Annotated in this window: 13 protein-coding genes and 2 tRNA genes; 3 read left to right on the forward strand and 12 right to left on the reverse strand. The window is 65.9% G+C overall.

Annotated features, from left to right (window positions below; genetic code table 11):
* Positions 1-24: 24 nt before the first annotated feature.
* The 8 genes from ACFFJ7_RS04625 to ACFFJ7_RS04660 form a co-directional block, all read right to left on the reverse strand.
* Positions 25-801: an alpha/beta fold hydrolase gene (locus tag ACFFJ7_RS04625; protein ID WP_377590899.1), complete on the reverse strand. Its 777-nt coding sequence runs from the start codon at positions 799-801 to the stop codon at positions 25-27.
* Between the two features lie 58 nt (positions 802-859).
* Positions 860-936 (reverse strand) — tRNA-Val (locus tag ACFFJ7_RS04630).
* A gap of 236 nt (positions 937-1,172) precedes the next feature.
* Complete coding sequence (locus ACFFJ7_RS04635) at positions 1,173-1,451, reverse strand: HU family DNA-binding protein (protein WP_166947634.1); 279 nt, start codon at positions 1,449-1,451, stop codon at positions 1,173-1,175.
* Positions 1,452-1,653: 202 nt separating this feature from the next.
* Positions 1,654-4,080: an endopeptidase La gene (gene lon / locus ACFFJ7_RS04640; RefSeq protein ID WP_166947636.1), complete on the reverse strand. Its 2,427-nt coding sequence runs from the start codon at positions 4,078-4,080 to the stop codon at positions 1,654-1,656.
* 319 nt (positions 4,081-4,399) lie between these two features.
* The gene (gene clpX / locus ACFFJ7_RS04645) at positions 4,400-5,668 is read right to left on the reverse strand and encodes an ATP-dependent Clp protease ATP-binding subunit ClpX (protein ID WP_166947638.1); all 1,269 of its coding nucleotides are present in this window, start codon (positions 5,666-5,668) and stop codon (positions 4,400-4,402) included.
* A gap of 395 nt (positions 5,669-6,063) precedes the next feature.
* A complete protein-coding gene (locus ACFFJ7_RS04650; protein WP_166947640.1) occupies positions 6,064-6,687 on the reverse strand; it encodes an ATP-dependent Clp protease proteolytic subunit in 624 nt (207 codons plus the stop codon).
* Between the two features lie 260 nt (positions 6,688-6,947).
* Positions 6,948-8,345, reverse strand: coding sequence for a trigger factor (tig, locus tag ACFFJ7_RS04655; protein WP_166947642.1), 1,398 nt, complete (start codon positions 8,343-8,345; stop codon positions 6,948-6,950).
* Between the two features lie 49 nt (positions 8,346-8,394).
* Positions 8,395-8,479, reverse strand: a tRNA-Leu gene (locus ACFFJ7_RS04660).
* 192 nt (positions 8,480-8,671) lie between these two features.
* On the opposite strand from ACFFJ7_RS04660, the gene ACFFJ7_RS04665 reads away from it, so the two are divergent.
* Positions 8,672-10,096, forward strand: a complete 1,425-nt coding sequence (locus ACFFJ7_RS04665) for a multicopper oxidase family protein (RefSeq protein ID WP_377590900.1) — start codon at positions 8,672-8,674, stop codon at positions 10,094-10,096.
* Between the two features lie 24 nt (positions 10,097-10,120).
* On the opposite strand, the gene ACFFJ7_RS04670 is transcribed toward ACFFJ7_RS04665, so the two are convergent.
* Positions 10,121-11,638 (reverse strand): NAD(P)H-hydrate dehydratase, encoded by a 1,518-nt coding sequence (locus ACFFJ7_RS04670; RefSeq protein ID WP_377590901.1) that lies wholly within the window; start codon positions 11,636-11,638, stop codon positions 10,121-10,123.
* A gap of 345 nt (positions 11,639-11,983) precedes the next feature.
* Between ACFFJ7_RS04670 and ACFFJ7_RS04675 the strand changes: the two genes are divergently transcribed.
* Together ACFFJ7_RS04675 and glnA are read left to right on the forward strand one after the other, a co-directional pair.
* A complete protein-coding gene (locus ACFFJ7_RS04675; protein ID WP_166947648.1) occupies positions 11,984-12,322 on the forward strand; it encodes a DUF3240 family protein in 339 nt (112 codons plus the stop codon).
* A gap of 85 nt (positions 12,323-12,407) precedes the next feature.
* The gene (gene glnA / locus ACFFJ7_RS04680; RefSeq protein WP_166947650.1) at positions 12,408-13,817 is read left to right on the forward strand and encodes a type I glutamate--ammonia ligase; all 1,410 of its coding nucleotides are present in this window, start codon (positions 12,408-12,410) and stop codon (positions 13,815-13,817) included.
* A gap of 164 nt (positions 13,818-13,981) precedes the next feature.
* On the opposite strand, the gene rpsI is transcribed toward glnA, so the two are convergent.
* The 3 genes from rpsI to ACFFJ7_RS04695 form a co-directional block, all read right to left on the reverse strand.
* Positions 13,982-14,467, reverse strand: a complete 486-nt coding sequence (rpsI, locus tag ACFFJ7_RS04685) for a 30S ribosomal protein S9 (protein WP_166947652.1) — start codon at positions 14,465-14,467, stop codon at positions 13,982-13,984.
* A 2-nt stretch (positions 14,468-14,469) separates the two neighbouring features.
* Positions 14,470-14,934: a 50S ribosomal protein L13 gene (gene rplM, locus ACFFJ7_RS04690; protein WP_166947654.1), complete on the reverse strand. Its 465-nt coding sequence runs from the start codon at positions 14,932-14,934 to the stop codon at positions 14,470-14,472.
* A gap of 230 nt (positions 14,935-15,164) precedes the next feature.
* On the reverse strand, positions 15,165-16,919 hold the full coding sequence (locus tag ACFFJ7_RS04695; protein WP_166947656.1) for a chloride channel protein: 1,755 nt from the start codon (positions 16,917-16,919) through the stop codon (positions 15,165-15,167).
* Positions 16,920-17,151: the final 232 nt, after the last annotated feature.

Here is a 17,151-nt window from a genome sequence, read left to right on the forward strand (position 1 = left end):
GTTTCCACCGCCCCGCCCGGAGGCTTACGCGGCCGGATAGACCTCGCTGAAGAACGCCAGCACGCCCTGCTTGTGCGCCTTGTCGCCAACCGCGAGATTGTGGTCACGGCCGGGAATCTCAAGAAAACGGCCGTGAGGCAGGAGCGCCGCCAGCGCCTCGCCGGAGCCGGCGATGGGATCGCGCGAGCCCACGGCGACGAGCACGGGCATGGCGATCGCGGCGACCTCGGCGCGGGTCAGCGCCCCGCCGCGCGAGCCGCGAATGCAGGCCGCGAGCGCCCGCAGGTCACTGCCCGTCTGCTGTGCGAAGGCGCGGAACATGCGCTGGTTCGGGTCCGTCAGATCCTCCAGCGACGACGCCTCCATCGCCTCCGCGATAGCGGTCGGCAGGCCGTCGCCATCGACGAGGTGAATGCCGAGCCCGCCGAGCACGGCCGCCGCCACCCTTTCGGGATGCAGCACGGTGAGCCGCGCCGTGTTGCGCGCGCCCATCGAATAGCCGATCACGGCGGCGCGCTCGATGTCCAGATGGTCGAGCAGGCGGCGCGCGTCCTCCGCCATGTTCGCGGTGGTATAGGCAGCCGGATCGTAGAGCTTCTCGCTCTGGCCATGCCCGCGGTTGTCGAGCGCGATGACGCGATAGCCGGCACGCCCCAGCGTCGTCGTCCACATCGTATTGACCCAGTTCACGGCATGATTCGAGGCGAAGCCATGAATGAGCAGCACCGGCCGGCCATCGCCGTTCCGGGCAGGAATATCGATGAAATTGATGCGAACGCCATCGGACGAGAACGCCTGCACGCTGCACTTCCTCCCTGCCGGTAACGGGCTGGTGCGCCGCGCGTGTCGCCCGGAAACATGGTGGGCGGTGAGGGATTCGAACCCCCGACATCCACGGTGTAAACGTGGCGCTCTAACCAGCTGAGCTAACCGCCCCCGACAACTTCAGGCTTCAAAACACGCCCGCGGGTCGACGAGGCGCAATCTTCTTCCGGCGACACCGGCACGCCCCCATCGTCTAAGGGAACCTGCCGGGTGTTTCAAGATGCAAATCGACTCTTCCCCGGCCCGCCCGAAAGGGCCTGCAGCACCAAGTCTCCGAAGATATCGGGAGCTGATCCACATCCGGGCTTTTCCGTGCACAGGCGCCGTCGCGCGACCCGGGAGAAAGCTTACTTGTTGTTGACGGCATCCTTGAGGCCGGCGCCAGCCTTGAACTTCGGCGTGCGGGAAGCAGCGACCTCGATGGTCTCGCCGGTGCGAGGGTTGCGGGCCGTACCGGCCGGACGGTCTGCGACCACAAAGGTGCCGAAACCAATCAGCTTGACTTCGTCACCCTGGGCAAGCGCCGAGGTGATCACCTCGATAGCGGCGTCCAGCGCATCGCCCGCCTGGGCTTTGGTCAGACCGGCCTTGTCGGCGACGGCTGAAACGAGATCACCTTTATTCATATGGTCCTCCTGAACTCGTCAACCCGAGTTATGGTTTCGTATCATGCCGGCGTGGGCATCGTGTCCGATCATACGGCAAGTGCCACCGGATGCCGTAAATTATAAGCGAAAGCAATGCCTTCCCAGCATTTTTCGGCAAAAAAGCCCCCCGGATCCGCTCCGGGGGGCCGTTTTCAACAATTATTCGGCAACATCAGCCGGCTCAGTGCGCCACGGAAACCGCGCTTTCGCCGTCCTCGGCCGGCAGGGGCACCGCCGCGGCCTCTGCCACCGGCTGCACGAGAGCTTCCGGCAGCCGCACCAGCGCGTGCTGAAGAACCTGGTCCATGCGCGACACGGGCACGATTTCCAGCCCGTTCTTCACGCTGTCCGGCAGCTCCGCCAGGTCCTTGGCGTTCTCTTCCGGAATGAGGACCTTCTTCAGCCCGCCGCGCAGCGCCGCCAGCAGCTTCTCCTTCAACCCGCCGATCGGCAGGACACGACCGCGCAGCGTCACCTCGCCCGTCATCGCGATGTCCCTGCGGACGGGAATGCCCGTCACGGTCGAGACAATAGCGGTCGCCATGGCGATGCCGGCCGACGGGCCGTCCTTGGGCGTCGCTCCTTCAGGCACGTGCACGTGGATGTCGTGCTTGTCGAAGAACGCCGGTTCGATGCCGAAATCGGGCGCGCGCGAGCGGACATAGGAAGCCGCCGCCGAAATCGATTCCTTCATCACGTCCCGCAGGTTGCCGGTCACGGTCATCTTGCCCTTGCCCGGCATCCTGATGCCCTCGATGGTCAGCAACTCGCCGCCCACCTCGGTCCACGCCAGTCCGGTGACCGCACCCACCTGATCCTCGTCCTCGACCTCGCCGAAGCGGAACTTCGGCGCGCCGAGATAGTCGGCGAGGTTGGATGCCGTCACGTGGATGCTGTCCGCCTTCTTGAGCACGATTTCCTTCACCGCCTTGCGGATGAGGTTGGAAATCTCGCGCTCAAGGTTACGCACACCCGCTTCCCGGGTGTAGCGGCGGATCAGCAGCAGCAGGCCCGCGTCGTCGATCGACCACTCGCCGTCCTTCAGACCGTGCTTCTTCACCGCCTCGGGGATGAGGTGCCGGCGGCTGATTTCCAGCTTCTCCTCTTCCGTATAGCCGGCGATGCGGATCACCTCCATACGGTCGAGCAGCGGCCCCGGAATGTTCAGCGTGTTGGCCGTGGTCACGAACATCACGTTCGACAGGTCGTAATCGACTTCGAGGTAGTGATCGTTGAAGGCGCCGTTCTGTTCAGGGTCCAGCACCTCCAGCAACGCCGCCGAGGGATCGCCGCGGAAGTCCATGCCCATCTTGTCGATCTCGTCGAGCAGGATGAGCGGGTTCGACGTCTTGGCCTTGCGCATCGACTGGATGATCTTGCCGGGCATCGAGCCGATGTAGGTCCGCCGGTGTCCGCGAATCTCCGCCTCGTCACGCACGCCGCCGAGCGACAGCCGCACGAACTCACGTCCCGTCGCCTTGGCGAGCGACTTGCCGAGCGACGTCTTGCCGACGCCGGGAGGCCCGACGAGGCACAGGATGGGGCCGGTCAGCCTGTTGGCGCGCTGCTGCACCGCGAGATATTCGAGGATACGTTCCTTGACCTTGTCGAGGCCGTAGTGATCCGTGTCCAGCACGTTCTGCGCCAGCACCAGATCCTTCTTGACCTTCGACCGCTTCGACCACGGGATGCCGAGGATCCAGTCGAGGTAATTGCGCACCACCGTCGCTTCCGCGGACATCGGCGACATCTGGCGCAGCTTCTTCAGCTCGCCGAGCGCCTTCTCGCGCGCTTCCTTGGTGAGGCGCGTCTTCTCGATCCGCTCCTCGATCTCGGTCAGTTCGTCGCGGCCGTCCTCGTCGCCCAGCTCCTTCTGGATCGCCTTCATCTGCTCGTTGAGGTAGTACTCGCGCTGGGTCTTCTCCATCTGGCGCTTGACGCGCGTGCGGATGCGCTTTTCCACCTGCAGGACGGAGATCTCGCTTTCCATCAGCCCAAGCGCCTTCTCCAGCCGCTCGGAAACGGACGAGGCCTCCAGGATGGCCTGCTTGTCGGCGATCTTGACCGCGAGATGCGAGGCCACCGTGTCGGCGAGCTTCGATGGCTCATCGATCTGCGTGACAGCGGAAACCACCTCGGGAGAAATCTTCTTGTTCAGCTTGACGTAATTTTCGAACTCGGCGACCACCGAGCGCGCAAGCGCCTCGACCTCGACATCGGCGCCCGTCGACTCGGGCAGGGCCTCGGCCTCGGCCTCGTAAAACCCCTCGCTGCGGGTATAGGTCCGCACGCGGGCACGTGTCGTCCCTTCCACCAGCACCTTCACGGTGCCGTCGGGCAGCTTCAGGAGTTGCAGCACGTTGGCAAGCGTGCCGACCTCGTAGATCGCATCGGTCGCCGGATCGTCGTCAGACGCATTGATTTGCGTGGCCAGCAGGATGTGCCGGTCGCTCTTGACGACCTCCTCCAGCGCGCGAATGGATTTGTCGCGCCCTACAAAAAGCGGCACGACCATGTGCGGGAAAACAACAATGTCACGGAGCGGAAGAACAGGGTAGATCCCGACCGTTCCTGCGGCCACCGCCTGTCGGGGCTTCGTTGTCGTCATGGCCCGTATCCTTTCGTTTGCGCCCGCGCCCCCCTCTTTGGCAGGTTCACGGACGGTTGCCGGAAGCGCTCATCGCGCGGGCGACTGCCTCCGGTGCGCTGCCTCCATCACCCTCCTGGCATGATGGTCCAGCAGCGACTTCCCTAAGTTGGAGAGAGTTGCGCCGGCTTTCAAGTTCGTCGGCGGCAAGAAGTGTGCACAAACACGCCAAACCCTCACCCAACGCGCGAGCGCGGTAAAAGCAAGGGCGCCGTCCCGGAGAACAGCGCCCTCATATCTCATCGTTCTGCTTCCCGGCGCCTGCCGGGACAGCCTTCCGTCACGCGCTGACGGATGCGTTCGCATCCGATCGGTCGGCATAGATGTACAGCGGATTCGCCTTGCCCTCGACCACCTCGGGGCCGACGACGATCTGCTCCACGCCCTCCAGGCCCGGCAGGTCGTACATCGTGTCGAGCAGGATGCCCTCCATGATGGAGCGCAAGCCACGCGCGCCGGTCTTGCGCTCGATCGCCTTGCGGGCGATCAGCGACAGCGCCTCGTCGTTGAACGTCAGTTCGACGTCCTCCATGTCGAACAGCCGCTGGTACTGCTTGACGAGCGCGTTCTTCGGCTCCTGAAGGATGCGCTTCAGCGCCACCTCGTCGAGGTCCTCCAGCGTGGCGATCACCGGCAGGCGGCCGACGAATTCCGGAATGAGGCCGAACTTGAGCAGGTCCTCCGGCTCCACCTCGCGGAACACCTCGCCGGTGCGCCGGTCGTCGGGCGCCTGCACGTTGGCGCCAAAGCCGATCGACGTGCCCTTGCCGCGTCCCATGATGATGCGTTCGAGCCCCGCGAAGGCACCGCCGCAGATGAACAGGATGTTGGTGGTGTCCACCTGCAGGAATTCCTGCTGCGGATGCTTGCGCCCGCCTTGCGGCGGCACACTGGCGACCGTGCCTTCCATGATCTTCAGCAGCGCCTGCTGCACGCCTTCGCCCGAGACGTCGCGCGTGATCGACGGATTATCCGACTTGCGGGAAATCTTGTCGATCTCGTCGATGTAGACTATGCCCCGCTGGGCGCGCTCGACATTGTAGTCGGATGCCTGCAGCAGCTTCAGGATGATGTTCTCGACATCCTCGCCCACATAGCCCGCCTCGGTCAGCGTGGTGGCGTCGGCCATGGTGAAGGGAACGTCGAGGATGCGCGCCAGCGTCTGCGCCAGCAGCGTCTTGCCCGAGCCCGTGGGGCCCACGAGCAGGATGTTCGACTTCGCCAGTTCGACGTCGTTGTGCTTCGTCGCGTGCGACAGGCGCTTGTAGTGGTTGTGAACCGCCACCGACAGCACCTTCTTGGCGTGCGACTGGCCGATGACGTAGTCATCGAGCACCTTGCTGATTTCCTTGGGCGTCGGAACGCCCTCGCGCGACTTCACCAGCGAGGATTTGGATTCCTCGCGGATGATGTCCATGCACAGCTCCACGCACTCATCGCATATGAACACCGTCGGCCCGGCGATGAGTTTACGGACCTCATGCTGGCTCTTGCCACAGAATGAGCAGTAGAGCGTGCTCTTCGAGTCACTGCCGCCTGTCTTGCTCATGGTCCGTCTCCACTCGGTCACTGCTCGCGTCAAAATCGACGGAGCGTCATCATGTGTTCATATAGGCCAGGGACAAAGAAAAAGTAAGCGGTGTGACCGCAGCGTTCTGCCATTGCCCGACCCTGTCCCGCGAAGGTGGCCCGGAGGCCACCCCCTCCCGCGTTGCCACCGGCTGGCGACACCGCAGAATTTCCATGCAATCACGGTGCCCTGTCGCAATCAATAGCCGCGGCACCATCTCGCATGACCCGGCCGGGCGATCCACAGACGACGCCGCGGGCGCCCTCGGCCTTCTCAACAATCCACACCATGCGCCGCGTTGTCAATCCATTGATATCGCAGGATCTTTTCCGCAGCGCCGCGTGCGCCCCACCCAGCAGGCGAGGCAACGCGCGTCAGCCTTCGATTTCCGCGCGCTTCGTATGGACCTGATCGATCAGGCCAAATTCCTTCGCGGCATCGGCCGTCATGAAGTTATCACGCTCAAGCGCCGCTTCAATCTCGGCGATGTCACGGCCGGTATGCTTCACGTAAATCTCATTCAGCCGCCGCTTCAGCGCCTCGATCTCGCGGGCGTGAATCAGGATGTCGGTCGCCTGCCCCTGGAAGCCGCCGGAGGGCTGGTGCACCATGATTCGCGCGTTGGGCAGCGCGAATCGCTGCCCCGCCTCGCCCGCCGCCAGCAGCAGCGAGCCCATGGAGGCCGCCTGCCCGAGGCAGAGCGTGGTCACCGGGCTGCGGATGAACTGCATCGTGTCGTAGATGGACAGGCCGGAAGTCACCACGCCGCCGGGCGAGTTGATGTAGAAGTTGATTTCCTTCTTCGGATTGTCCGCTTCCAGAAACAGCAACTGCGCCACCACGAGCGAGGCCGAATAATCTTCCACCGGTCCGGTCAGGAAGATGATCCGCTCGCGCAGCAGCCGCGAATAGATGTCGAATGCGCGCTCGCCGCGATTGGACTGCTCCACCACCATCGGCACGAGCGTGCTGTTGTAAACCTCGAACGGATCTCTCATCGCTGATCAAGCCTTGATTGGATGCCGCCGCGACGCTGCGCGGCACTGTGTGACGGGCACGGCACGCACCTATGGCGCGGAACACGAATATTCAAGACCTCCCGCGCCATCATCACCTTCCCGCCCCCGTGCCGGCGGCGCCAGACGCCACGCGGATAAAACGACAGAAGCGCGATTCGCCGCCCCCGGCAGCGAGTCGCGCTCCTTCATAGCATTATGGAGGGCTGCAACGACAGACGCAGCGCCATCCATCCGTGCGATCACGCCCCGGCATCGTCTCCGGCCGCCTTTGCCGCGTCCGGCGCGGGAGCGGCTTCCTCGCCGTCCTCATCCGCGAAAAGCTCCTCGCGGGTCACCGTCCTGTCCGTCACCGTCGCCTGCGCGAGCAGGTGGTCGACGACCTTCTCCTCGAAGATCGGCGCACGGATTTCCGCCAGCGCCTGCGGATTCTTGTTGTAGTAGTCCCACACGGCCTTTTCCTGGCCCGGGAATTGCCGCGCGCGTTCCACCACGCCGCGCGTGACCTCGTCGTCGGAGACGCTCACGCTGGCCCGGTCACCGACCTCGGCAAGCACGAGGCCCAGACGCACGCGGCGTTCGGCGATCTTGCGGTAGTCCGCCTTCGACGCCTCTTCCGTCGTGCCTTCGTCCTCGAAGGTGCGGCCGGCCTGCTTCAGGTCAGAGACGACCTGCTGCCAGACGCCCGCGAATTCCTGGTCCACGAGGCTGGGCGGCAGTTCGAAGTCGTACTGCGCGTCGAGCGCGTCGAGCAGTTCCTTCTTCACCTTGCGGCGCGTCTGCGTCTGGAAGTCGCGTTCGATCGTGCCGCGAATCACGTTGCGCAGGGCTTCCAGCGAATCGAAGCCGATGCCTTTGGCGAATTCATCGTCCAGCGCGGTCTCGCCCGGCGCCTCGACAGCCTTCACCGTCACGGCGAAGCTGGCTTCCTTGCCCGCGAGGTGCTCGGCCTGATAATTCTCGGGGAACGTCGTCACGATCGTGCGTTCCTCGTCCTTGGACGCGCCGATCAGCTGCTCCTCGAAGCCGGGGATGAAGCTGTTCGAGCCGATCTCGACGCGGATGTCCTGGCTGGAGCCGCCCTCGAAGGGGGTGCCGTCAATGGAGCCGACGAAGTCGATCAGCACACGATCGCCGGCCTCTGCCGCGCCGTCCTTCTCGCTGAAGGGGCGGCTTTCCCTGGCGATGCGGGCGATGGCCTCGTCCACCTCAGACTCCGGCACTTCCGCGACCTCGCGCTCCAGCGCCAGCCCTTCGAGCGACTTCAGCTCGAACGTGGGCAGCAGCTCGACGGCGACGCTGAAGGCCAGATCGCCCTTGGCGGCAATGACGGCGTCGATCTCTTCCTTGTCTTCCGGCAGCGTCACCTTCGGCTCGCCTGCCAGACGCAGCGCGTTGTCCTCGACGATCTGGCGGTTGGCGTCGTTGATGGCGCCCTGCACCACTTCCGCCATGAGCGACTGACCATAGAGGCGGCGCAGATGCGCCACCGGCACCTTGCCGGGGCGGAAGCCATTGATGCGCACGCGGTCCTTCAGGCCCGCGAGTTCACTCGACAGCTTGCTTTCCAGCTCGGTGGCGGGCACCACCACCTTGAACTCGCGTTTCAAACCCTCTGAAAGAGTCTCGGTCGCCTGCATGGTACAGTTTCTCAATCCAGTTCGCGTTCAGAATTAGACAGCGGAGCTATGGTGCGGGCGGAGGGCCTCGAACCCCCACGACTTGCGTCACAGGAACCTAAATCCTGCGCGTCTACCAATTCCGCCACGCCCGCATCACGGACCCGCTGCCGCAGCGAGCCCTTCCCCGGGTCGCGGCTCTATATCATGGCCGCCGGCTATTGCAGCAAAAAAATGACAGGCACGCTAGTTCTTTACGCCTCGCCTTGCGCGCCGGGCGCGGATAAAACAGCGCGACGGCGCGCTGCCGGCCAATGACGCAGAGGACCGACAGGAACCCGGAATCGATGAGCAACCCATTGCGATACAACGGAAACCCTCTTTTCCCGAGCCGCCGTTCGCTGCTGGCGTCGCTTGCCCTCGCCGCCGTTCCCGGCCTGTCGCCGGCGGTGCGCGCCGACGAGGCGGCGCCCTCCGCCTCATCCACAGAATCCCCGCTCACGCTGACCGCGGGCGAATCGGCCCATGCCCTCGACGGTGTGCCGGCGCCCGTGCGGTTGTGGACCTACGACGGGCGCTTCCCCGGCCCGCTGCTGCGTGTGCGCCGGGGCACCGCCCTGAACCTGCGGCTGCGCAACACCCTGCCCCAGCCGACCTCGCTGCACTGGTACGGCCTGCGGATCGCCAACGCCATGGATGGCGTCGCCGGCCTCACGGGCCCGGCGCTCGCGGCCGGAGAGAGCGCGGACATCGGCTTCACCGCGCGCGACGCCGGCACGTATGTCTACCGTCCTCTCGTGCCGGAGCACGCGGCCGAACAGACGGAGCGCGGCCTTGCCGGCATCCTCGTCGTCGACGAGGACACGCCGCCCTACGCGGACGACGTCGCCCTCGTGCTCGATGACATCGCTCTCGACGACAACGGGCAGGTCCGCGACAGCTTCGGCTCCCCCGCCGAGATCGGCCTGGCGGGACGCCTCGGCAACCGGCTGCTGATCAACGGCCGCACCGCGCCGGAACAGCTCTCCCGCCCGCCTGGCCGGCGGCTGCGGCTGCGGATCGCCAACATTGCCAATGCGCGGCCGCTGACGTTGCGCTTCGAGAACCTGACGACCCACGTCATCGCCGCCGATGGCCAGCCGGTCGACTCGCCTTTTCGGCCGGTGCGCGACAGCATCGCGCTGGCGCCGGGCGGGCGCGTCGACGTGGTGGTGGATACGCCGGAGGATGGCGTTTCCGGCAAGGTGGTCGCGGCCCTCGGCAGCGGCCTGCCGCTGCTGGCCCTCACGGGCGCGGGCACGCCCGAGACGCACGCGCCGGAACCCGTGGCCGGCTTGCCGCCAAACGACCTGCCCGAATCGCTCGATCTCGCCCGCGCGCGACGTTTCGACCTGATCATCGATGGCGGCCTCGACCCCGCCGCCAGCGAGAGTGCGGGCGATCCCACACGCATCTGGCGGCTCGGCGGCCTGTCCTGGCGCGATGCGGTGGCGCGCCCGCTGTTCCGGGTGCCGGGCGGCACGCCGGTCGTGATGGCGCTGGAGAACCGCACGGCCTTTTTGCAGGTGCTGCATCTGCACGGCCACCACGCCCGCCAGCTGCACCGCCTCGACGACGGCTGGGAGCCATTCTGGCTCGATACCATCGCCGTGCCGGCGGGGCAGACAGTGCGCGTCGCCTTTCTCGCTGACAATCCCGGGCGCTGGATGATCGGCTCCGCCGTTCTAGACCGGCTCGGCGCGGGACTGGCGGGCTGGTTCGAGGTCGGATAGGACAGCAGGCGAAGGGGCGCCCGCTCATTTTTTCCGGAGCGGCTCCAGCGGCTTCAGCACTTGCGGCAGGACGCGCGGCAGCAGCTCCGGCAGATCCTCGGCGATGAGGCCAGGGCCCGCGAGTTGCGCGGCGGCGCCGTGCAGCCAGACACCGGCGCAAGCCGCCTCGAACGCCGGCACCCCCTGCGCGAGCGCGCCCGCGATCATGCCGGCCAGCACGTCGCCCGATCCCGCCGTCGCCAGCCAAGGCGAACCATTGTCGTTGATCGCGGCGCGGCCATCGGGCGCGGCGATCACCGTGTCGGCGCCCTTGATCACCACGACCGCCCCGGTGCGTTGCGCGGCATGCTGCGCCCGGGTGAGCTTGGAGCGCGCGGACGCGACCGCCGCCTCCTGCGCGAAGAGCCGGGCGAACTCGCCCTCGTGCGGCGTCAGCACGACACCCCGCCGCGTGGCGGGCCCGATTGCCGCGCGCAGGCTGTCGACATCCCCGGCGAAGCTCGTCAGCGCGTCGGCGTCGAGCACGAGCGCGCGGCCGGCCGCGCCCGCCGCCGCCACGAAGGCGCGCGTGCGCTCGCCCACACCGGCTGCCGGGCCGATGACCAGCGCGTTGAACCGCTCGTCGGCCAACGCTTCCGCAAGCTGCGCGGCATCTTCGACCGGGCGGAGCATGATGGCGGTCAGGTGGGCGGCATTCTCGGCGAGCGCATCGGCAGGCGAGGCAACCGTCACCAGCCCGGCACCGATGCGCAGGGCTGCCCGCGCCGCAAGGCGCGCCGCGCCGGTACGCGCCCTTCCGCCCGAGACGACGAGCGCATGCCCGCGTCCATATTTGTGGCCGGTCACGGACGGCACCGGCAAACTGTCGCCGAACAGCCCCGGCCCGTTGACCGTGAGCCCGTTCGACAGCTCGTCCGCCAACACATCGGCAATGCCGATGTCCGCCACATGCAGGTCGCCGCGACAGGCGCGTCCGGGAAAGAGATAATGCCCGGGCTTGGCGCGGGCGAACGTCACGGTAAGGGTTGCCTGCACCGCCGCGCCGCGCACGGCACCGCTGTCGCCGTCGATCCCTGTCGGCACGTCGACAGCCACCGCCGCCGCCGGACTGGCGTTCACGCGCGCCACGAGCGCCTGAAGCTCCGCCGTCAGGTCCCTGTCGAGACCCGCACCGAGGAGCGCATCGATGATCACGTCCGCGTCATTGAGCGTCACATCGTCGATGGACAGAACCTCGCCCTGCCAGTCCGCCGCCGCGGCGGCGGCATCGCCCTTCAGCGCCGCGACCGCGCCCAGCAGCGCCAGCCGCACCGTGAAGCCGCGGCCGACCAGCAGGCGCGCGGCCACGAAGCCGTCACCACCGTTGTTGCCGGGCCCGCACAGCACAATGATCTTGCGCGCGGGAGAACCGGCGAGCTGCGCCGCCTTCTCAGCGACCGCGGCCCCGGCACGCTGCATGAGCGTGTAGCCGGGCGTGCCCGCCGCGATCGTGCGGGCGTCGGCGTCGCGCATCGCACGTGTCGTCCACAGGGTCGTCGCCATCACCGTTTCTCCGTCGCTGCCGAAACCGCACGTCCTCCGCAAAGGGAAGCCGCCGGAACGCCGCGTGTCAACGGAGCGCCCGGGCGTTTCCCGCCGTGACGGCTGTTGTGGCGCGGTGAAGTGCAGCATTTGCCCATTTTATCACCAGCATTTGCCTATTTGCTGGGCATACATCGTCGGGCGCAACGATTTTGGGCATGTCCGCCCCCGGGCATTGATGGTAATTATCGTCGGCAGAGAGCGGCGCGCGGCGCCGCGCCAACGTCGCGAAGGCCCCGGCCGGAGGCGACGTGGAATAGATACGCGAACCGATACCGGCTCACTGGCCATGGGAGGGCTTCCGACGTGAAAAAGATCGAAGCGATCATCAAACCCTTCAAGCTCGACGAGGTGAAGGAAGCGCTGCAGGAAGTCGGGCTGCAAGGCATCACGGTCATTGAGGCCAAGGGCTTCGGACGTCAGAAGGGCCATACCGAACTGTATCGCGGCGCGGAATACGTGGTCGACTTCCTGCCCAAGGTGAAAATCGAGATCGTGCTGGCCGACGAGCAGGTCGAGCGCGCGGTCGAGGCCATCCGCAAGGCTGCCGCTACCGGCCGCATCGGAGATGGCAAGATTTTTGTATCTCCGGTCGAGGAAGCGATCCGCATCCGCACCGGCGAGACCGGCCCGGACGCGATCTGACCCGGCGACCTCTACTCAACGGCCAACGGACGACGTGCGTCGCAAATGGCCCGGCACCTAACGAAAGCAACAAGGAACGTTACTCATGACGACCGCTCAGGATGTCCTCAAGCTCATCAAGGACAACGACATCCGTTACGTCGACCTGCGCTTCACCGACCCGCGCGGCAAATGGCAGCACGTCACCTTCGACGTGTCCTTCATCGATGAAGACTTCTTCAGCGAAGGCACGATGTTCGACGGTTCGTCCATTGCCGGCTGGAAGGCCATCAACGAATCCGACATGGTGCTGCTGCCCGACCCGACGACCGCCCAGGTCGACCCGTTCTTCTCGGCCTCGACGCTCTCCATCGTCTGCGACGTGCTGGAACCCACGACCGGCGAACCCTATGAGCGCGACCCGCGCGGCATCGCCAAGAAGACGGAAGCTTACCTGAAGTCCACCGGGATCGGCGACACGCTCTTCGTGGGGCCGGAGGCCGAGTTCTTCCTGTTCGACGACGTCAGGTTCACCGCGACCCCCTACAACACCGGCTTCAAGCTGGATGCCGCCGAACTGCCGACCAACGGCGATACCGAATACGAGGGCGGCAACCTCGGCCACCGCATCCCGACCAAGGGCGGCTACTTCCCCGTTCCCCCGCTCGATGCCAGCCAGGACATCCGCAGCGAGATGCTGGCCGCCATCGCCGCCATGGGCGTGACCGTCGAGAAGCACCACCACGAGGTCGCTTCCGCCCAGCACGAACTCGGCATCAAGTTCGCCACGCTTGTCGAGACCGCCGACGCGATGCAGATCTACAAGTACTGCATCCATAATGTCGCGTCGAGCTACGGCAAGACTGCGACCTTCATGCCCAAGCCCATCTACGGCGACAACGGCTCGGGCATGCACGTGCACCAGTCCATCTGGAAGGAAGGCAAGCCGCTCTTCGCCGGCAACAAGTATGCCGACCTCAGCCAGGAGTGCCTGTGGTACATCGGCGGCATCATCAAGCATGCCAAGGCGCTGAACGCCTTCACGAACCCGTCCACGAACTCCTACAAGCGTCTCGTGCCCGGCTTCGAAGCCCCCGTGCTGCTGGCCTATTCGTCGCGCAACCGCTCGGCGTCCTGCCGCATTCCGTGGACGACGAACCCGAAGGCCAAGCGGCTTGAGGTGCGCTTCCCCGATCCGGCCGCCAACCCCTATCTCGCCTTCTCGGCGCTGGCGCTGGCGGGTATCGATGGCATCCTCAACAAGATCGATCCCGGCGAAGCCATGGACAAGGACCTCTACGATCTGCCCCCGCGTGAGCTGAAGCAGATCCCGACCGTCTCGGCCAGCCTGCGCGAGGCGCTGCAGGAACTCGACAAGGACCGCACCTTCCTCAAGGCCGGCGGCGTGTTCAGCGACACGTTCATCGACTCCTACATCGAACTGAAGATGCAGGAAGTTATCCGCTTCGAACACACGCCGCACCCGGTCGAGTTCGATATGTACTACTCCGTCTGACGACGGCCCACGAATAATGAGGGGAGCAACTCCGGCGGTCTCTGACCGCCGGTTTTTTTATGCGGACGGGGGCGCACGTCGCAAACAAAAAGGGCGGCCCTGCGGCCGCCCTGTCGTCTCTCGCGCCGGCTGCCGGTTTCGCAGCCGGCAACCGGCGTGAAGAATCAGCGCTTCGAGAACTGGAAGGAACGGCGGGCCTTGGCGCGGCCGTACTTCTTACGCTCGACGGTACGGCTGTCGCGGGTGAGGAAGCCTTCCTTCTTCAGCGGGCCGCGCAGTTCCGGCTCGTAGTGGGTCAGTGCCTTGGAGAGGCCGTGGCGCACCGCGCCCGCCTGACCGGAGAGGCCGCCGCCGGTGACGGTGACGGTGACGTCGTACTGGCCGTCGCGGTTCACCAGCACCAGCGGCTGGCGCAGGATCATGCGCAGCACCGGACGGGCGAAGTAGGTCTCGACCGAACGGCCGTTGACGACGATCTTGCCCTCACCGGGCTTGATCCACACGCGGGCGATGGCGTCCTTACGCTTGCCGGTGGCGTAGGCGCGGCCCTGGGCGTCGAGCTTCTGCTCGTAGCGGGGCGCTTCCGGCGTGTCGCTGACAACACCGGCGATCTGGCCGAGATCGGCAAGGCTCTGGATGGTATCGGACATGATCAGGCGCTCCTCGCGTTCTTGCGGTTGAGGGCGGCAACATCCAGCGCCTCGGGCTGCTGGGCTTCGTGCGGATGCTCCGCGCCGCCGTACACGCGCAGATTGCCGAGCTGGCGACGGCCGAGCGGACCGCGCGGCAGCATGCGCTCCACGGCCTTCTCCACGACGCGCTCGGGGAAGCGGCCTTCCAGAATGGACTTGGCGGTACGCTCCTTGATGCCACCCGGATAGCCGGTGTGGTGGTAGTAGCGCTTGTCGGTATACTTGTTGCCGGTGAAGACAACCTTTTGCGCGTTGATGACGATGACATTGTCGCCGTCATCGACATGGGGCGTGAAGGTGGGTTTGTGCTTGCCGCGCAGACGAAGCGCGATGATCGAGGCGAGGCGGCCGACCACGAGGCCGGATGCGTCGATGATCACCCACTTCTTCTCGACTTCGGCGGGCTTGGCCGAGTACGTCGTCATGATGGATCTTCTTCACATTCAGAAGGTCCCGGCCCGGAAGAACCGCAGTGCGGCACCGGACGGGAGCGGAAAAACAAACGAGCCGCCTGCCCTCACAAGCAGACGACGCGGGATGGCGGATCACTAAGCTACTGAAATCGCTCTGTCAAGAGGACGTCAATTCGATGACGCCATGAAATAATTATATATTTCAAAATGTTACGATATTAGGTATTATAGTACCGCTATCGCTAGCGCTCTCCGCTCAACTCCCGCCGCCGCCGATCGAGTTCCTGGGCGTAGCGCCTCAGCGCATGGGCCTCCGTCACGTAGCCCAGAACGGACCGGCATTGCGGATCGTCGACCACGGCCAGCGTTTCGGTTTCCGCCCTGTCGAATGCCTCCAGAATCATGTTGATGTTCTGGCGCGGCAGCAGGAAGACGTCTGGCGCGTGGCGCAGGTTGCGCACCGGCACGGTCTCCGCGTCGGTGTCCTGCCCGTTGGCATGCACCTCCGCCGCCAGCACGAAGCCCACGTAGCCGCCGCCCTCGTCCACCAGAAACACGCGCTCCGTGGAGCCGATGGGGAAGCGCTTGCGGAAGGCCGCGACAGTCATGTGCTCGCCCGCCGTGCGCGCCTCCCGCCGCATCAGCTTCACCACCGTCAGGTCTTTCACGAAGCTGATGTCGAAGGCCGAGCGGATCGACTCGCCGCGCACGTGGAAACGCCAGGTGGCGAACGAGTAGCCGAACAGCCGCCGCACGATCAGCGAGGCGATGACCGCGCCGATCATCACGCCGCTGGCGATGGCGATATTGCCCGTTTGCTCGAACACCAGAAAGATCATGGTGATCGGCGCGCCAATGATGGCAGCTGCCATTGAGGCCATGCCGACGAGCGCATAGACGATGCGGTCCACCGGCAGCGCCGGGAAGAGCGACGTGATGCCGAACCCGATGACGTCGCCGAGCAGGATGCCGACGAAGAGCGACGTATGGAACAGGCCGCCGCGAAAGCCGGTACCCACCGACAACGCCGCCGCCAGCACCTTCGCGGCGAGCAGCCCCAGCAGCACCGTGAAGCCGTGCGCGTGCACGAGATAATATTGCATCGCGCCGTGCCCCGCGCCGAGCACCGCCGGCGAATAGAGCGCCAGCACCGCGACGCCGAGGCCGCCGAGCGCGGGACGCAGAAGCGCAGGCACCTTGAAGCGGCGCAGCACGAAGTCGCCCGCCGTGGCCATCTTCATGATCCAGATGCCGATCACGCCCGCGACGACGCCAATCCCGACGAAAACGATGATGTCGTAGCGCGAGAAGTAGAGGTCGATGTTGAGCAGCGGGCTGGTCAGCTCCTGCGTCAACAGCCCGGCGACGGCCGGCGCGGTCAGTGCCGACAGCATGACAGGCGCGAGCGTCACCACCGCATAGGCACCCAGCACCAGCTCGAAGGCGTAGAAGGCGCCGGCCATCGGCGCATCGAACGCGGCGGCGATGCCGGCGGCCGCGCCGCAGGCGACGAGCGTGCGCAGGTCGGCGCGCCGCAGGTTGAATTTCCGCCCGAGCCACGACCCCATTCCCGCGCCGAACTGCGTGTAGCCCGCCTCCATGCCGACAGCCGCGCCGCAGCCGCTGGAGAGCACGGTGCCGCCCGTCAGCAACACGCTGTCCGTCAGCGAGACGCGCCCGCCGTAGAGCGCATTCGCCTCGATGGGGTCGACGGCATCGCGCCGGCGCAGCCGGTGCACTGCCCACGTGTAGCAGCCGACGACGAGCCCGCCGACGATGAGCGACGTGAAGACGCGCACGGGATCGAGCGATAGCGAAGCGCTGAGATACGCACCCCGCTCAAGCCCGAACAGTTCCTCGTGCAGCCATTGCGCCGCGCTGTGGGCCAGCGCCACGCCCACGCCCGTCACCGTGCCGATCAGGATGGCGAAGACGGAAAGCGACAACTCCTCTGCCCGCGCAAAGGCCTTGATCCTCCACCACATAGCATCAAACATGGACGGATTGCCTCGTCATGGCGGACCATCGCTCCCATACGTCGGAAAGGTCGTAGCCAAAGCCCCGGGTCGGGTCAATGCGCCAGCAGCGCCCAGAAGCGCTCCATCATGCCATGCAGGCTGTTGACCGGACGCGGCGTTCGTTATATCGAACATATACGCTCTTCCCTCGCCGGGGAAACGCCCGCGGAACAGGAGCGCGGCCTTGTTTGACACGCCGTGTCCCGACGAG

The organism is Pseudochelatococcus lubricantis (genome assembly GCF_042432495.1).
GTDB classification, from domain to species: domain Bacteria; phylum Pseudomonadota; class Alphaproteobacteria; order Rhizobiales; family Beijerinckiaceae; genus Pseudochelatococcus; species Pseudochelatococcus lubricantis.